This is a genomic window from Vibrio sp. 1-1(7), from assembly GCF_013048485.1.
Classification (GTDB): Bacteria; Pseudomonadota; Gammaproteobacteria; order Enterobacterales; family Vibrionaceae; genus Vibrio; species Vibrio fujianensis.
Genome location: NZ_VHSP01000017.1, coordinates 1 through 3,435, shown reverse-complemented (window position 1 = coordinate 3,435; position 3,435 = coordinate 1). Strand labels below are relative to the sequence as shown.

The following is a 3,435-nucleotide window of genomic DNA, read 5'->3' as shown; positions in this document are numbered from 1 at the left end:
GCCACCAAAAAGAAAAATAAACACATAATATCAATAAATTAGAATACAAAAACGTCTAAATCAGACTAAGTTTTCCCATTAAAATTATATATTGATTTTGCTGAGGCTAAATAAAGCATAACGCCGCGTTAAGGGGTGAGCAACGCAACGACCAACTCACCGCATTGCACTAAAAACCAATAAAATCAACGCATAATGAAAATGCTACGCGTTGCGAATCCCTCTTTAACGCCTTGTTAAGTTTCTAATTGATCAACCAACTGAAGAATCCTTGCTTAAAGCCTGCATCTATTTGTGTGGCGGATTTTTCACGAATCTTAGAAAAAAAGTCTGCTTCAATTCTGTATATTTCTTGCTCTCGCTCAGAATGAACAAAGTTAACAGATTCTATTATGGGTAATTTTTCACTAAACTTTACCATTAATGCTTTTATTTCATTATCAGAGTTCAAGTCCAAACTACCAAATTGATACATCATTTTTTCTAATTCTTTAGCATCAAAGCCACTTAAAATTTCATTTATCTTCTTCTCATATAATCTTGCGACCTCGTTAAGTTTTTGACTTCTTTCCTTCGATTGCTCACTAAAGTATTCGAATGTACCTGTAGCTATAGAGAGAGCTTCAAGACTCAAAAAAACTTCCTCTCGACATGCAGCAACTGCCTTAGGTAGCTCAGATTGTGTTTTTTGAGTTACTTGCATATTGTGCAATATTCCTTTAAGAACAACCTCATAGCTATTGTTACTTTCAAGCTGTGGGTTTTCCATGAGATTGAACATTGCATTATAAAACAAGCGTAATGATGTGCCATTTTGAGGGTAATGTAGGTATAAATTATTTTGTTGTTTCAGGCAAGCATTAGCCATTATTCGAGCCGGTTTAAAATAGTCTTCTAACTGCTTTACCTTGATCGAATCATCACTTTTAAAATCTTCTAAAATCCCTACGAAAAAGAAAGAACCTAGAACCAACGTTAGTAAAATTGTGAACAGCTGTTTTAAATACTCCATATTTCTCTCTACTTGTATGTATCAGATAATTGAAACTTAACGCCCTGTTAAGGTGTGAGCAACGCAATACCGATGCCACCGCATACCACCTTAATCACTTGCATCAACGCATAGTGAAAATACCACGCGTTGCGAATCACTCTTAAACAGTTTGTTAGGCATATAGTTTCTTTTGATAAGCTTTGACAGTTCTCAAACTTATTTTCATCGAATAAGATATAAACAAGTTGCTATAACCTAAATCAAATAATTTTTCCATTGTTGCTTTCCCTATTGGGGTGATTTGATTGTTACCCTTTCTGTTGTCAGGATGTATAGGCTTCAATAGTTGTATATGTTCTGATGCAAACCTATCTTGCTCAGCATTTAAACGCTCGATTTCTAATTTTCTTTCCTCATACAACTTATTTATTTTACCTGCCAATTTTTTCATTTCTTTTTTGTATAAGTTTTCAGCATTCCTAAAAACATAACTATCAGTGCTAATTGTTAGGAAATAATTACCATTCATATTTTCGACTAATCGTTCATATACTTTTTCAGCTTTCACTGCTGCACCATGATTATAAGAAAACTTTTGTGAAACAAATTTTGATACATCATCAGTATTTAGATCAGAAAACAAGTCTGCGAGTGAATGAGCTGAGTTATTTCTGAACTCAATCAGGTCTTCTATCAATATCCTATCACTTTGCTCTAGTACACCTTCGGAAACAAGAATATCCCATAGCTTCTGATATTTTTTCTTTGTTTTAGGGCTTATTCTTGGCTCTCCCAACTTAAGTTGGTCATTAGACTGAATAGTCCTCATAGCAAAATTTTTTATTTCCTCGACATAGAAGACAACTAAAAGAACTTCATATGAACGATATTTCAAAATACTTGATTCTAGAGCTCGAAGCCTATCACCAAATGGATTAAATCTCACCACCGTCTCCTTACAATATGCCTAACGCCCGGTTAAGGGGCAGACAACGCCACTACCAAGTTTCCGCATAACACCGTAATCACCAAAACCAACGCATAATAAAAATGCCACGCGTTGGCTGTCCCTCTTGAACCGTTTGTTATAACTCAGTTCCCGCCAAACTAATTCTATTCGCCAAGCTTAAGGAAAGATCTATATAAGCCTCAATAGGCATTCCATGAAGATTAAAATCTCGGTCATGTGCAGCCTTGTTTCTTAACACTCTGAGCTGATTAAACATTTTGACTTCATTTTTGGTCAGTGCTAATTCGGACAACTGTCTTTGTATACTCAAAGGTGATTTACCACCGTGTGCGGACGGTTCTGCTGATAATTTGGATATCGTAGACGCAGATGCATGTTCTATTTCCCGAAATGCTTCTAGTACTGCCGAGCGTGGAGAAATATCAGCCAGTTTCAACAAGAAATTATACCGCTCCTGAACTTCGTTAGTTACGGGAACCTCTGGTTGATGATTACCTTCAGCTTCTTGTTCTCGGACTAGCTTACTTACACCTTCCGCGAACTCTAACTCCGTATCTTTATGCTTTAGCTTTTTAATTCGAGGTAGTAGCTCCGATATTTTATCTTTCAGTTGAAAAGCGATTACTGCTACGACTAAAGGCCAAGCTACTGCCTTTACAATTTCAACTGTGAATGTTTTCCAATCCAAATAATACCTTCCTCGAAATTTCAATGAGTTATAACGCCCGCTTAAGGGGCTGACAACGCTACTACCAAGTTTCCGCATAACACCGTAACCACAAAAATCAACGCATAATAAAAATGCCGCGCGTTGGAAGTCCCTCTTGAAGCGTTTGTTAGCCGTACATTGCCCAATTAAAATACGGACGAAGACCATCCATTCGTTCAACTGCTGCTCCTAACTTCTTGTAGAACTCGTGTGCTCTTACGTTGTATGGGCTAGCTGTCCATGAAATATGAGAAGTTAATGAACTTTTAGCTTCCATTTTCAATGCATGCATAAGTTTAGCACCGTATCCCTTTGACCGATGCTCACCAATAACTAGTAAGTCATCAAGCCAAATTAAAGGCTCACCACGAAAAGAAGAATAACGGTAATGAAATAAAGCGAATCCCTGAACTTCCCCATCGACTTCTAATAGTAAAGCATGAGCAAACGGATAATCACCAAATAAAGTACGTTCAATCTTCTCTTTGGTCGTAGAGATTTCACCATTAAATCCTTTCATACTTCGATCAAACTCGGCTTTGTGTGCAATAAGTTCTAATAACTTATCAGAGTCTTGCTTGATCGCTTTCCTTATATTCACTTTATTCTCCATAACTCAACATTCTGATGTCGGCTAACGCCCTGTTAAGGTGTGAGCAACGCAATACCGAAGCTCCCGCATACCACCTTAAACACTGATACCAACGCATAGTAAAAATGCCACGCGTTGCGAATCACTCTTAAACAGTTTGTTAGTTGTTT

The 3,435-nt window shown here is 37.1% G+C and carries 4 protein-coding genes; all 4 read right to left on the bottom strand.

Annotated elements, in window-relative coordinates; all coding sequences use genetic code 11:
• Nucleotides 1–244: 244 nt before the first annotated feature.
• The gene (locus FKN05_RS16400) at nt 245–1,012 is read right to left on the bottom strand and encodes a hypothetical protein (RefSeq protein ID WP_170888004.1); all 768 of its coding nucleotides are present in this window, start codon (nt 1,010–1,012) and stop codon (nt 245–247) included.
• 154 nt (nt 1,013–1,166) lie between these two features.
• Nucleotides 1,167–1,940: a hypothetical protein gene (locus tag FKN05_RS16390; protein WP_170888001.1), complete on the bottom strand. Its 774-nt coding sequence runs from the start codon at nt 1,938–1,940 to the stop codon at nt 1,167–1,169.
• Nucleotides 1,941–2,079: 139 nt separating this feature from the next.
• Nucleotides 2,080–2,853, bottom strand: a complete 774-nt coding sequence (locus FKN05_RS16380; RefSeq protein WP_346656363.1) for a hypothetical protein — start codon at nt 2,851–2,853, stop codon at nt 2,080–2,082.
• Entirely contained in the window at nt 2,801–3,286 is a 486-nt protein-coding gene (locus FKN05_RS16370) for a GNAT family N-acetyltransferase (RefSeq protein ID WP_170887997.1), read from the bottom strand. Before FKN05_RS16370 ends, FKN05_RS16380 begins: the two co-directional genes overlap by 53 nt.
• Nucleotides 3,287–3,435 lie beyond the last annotated feature (149 nt).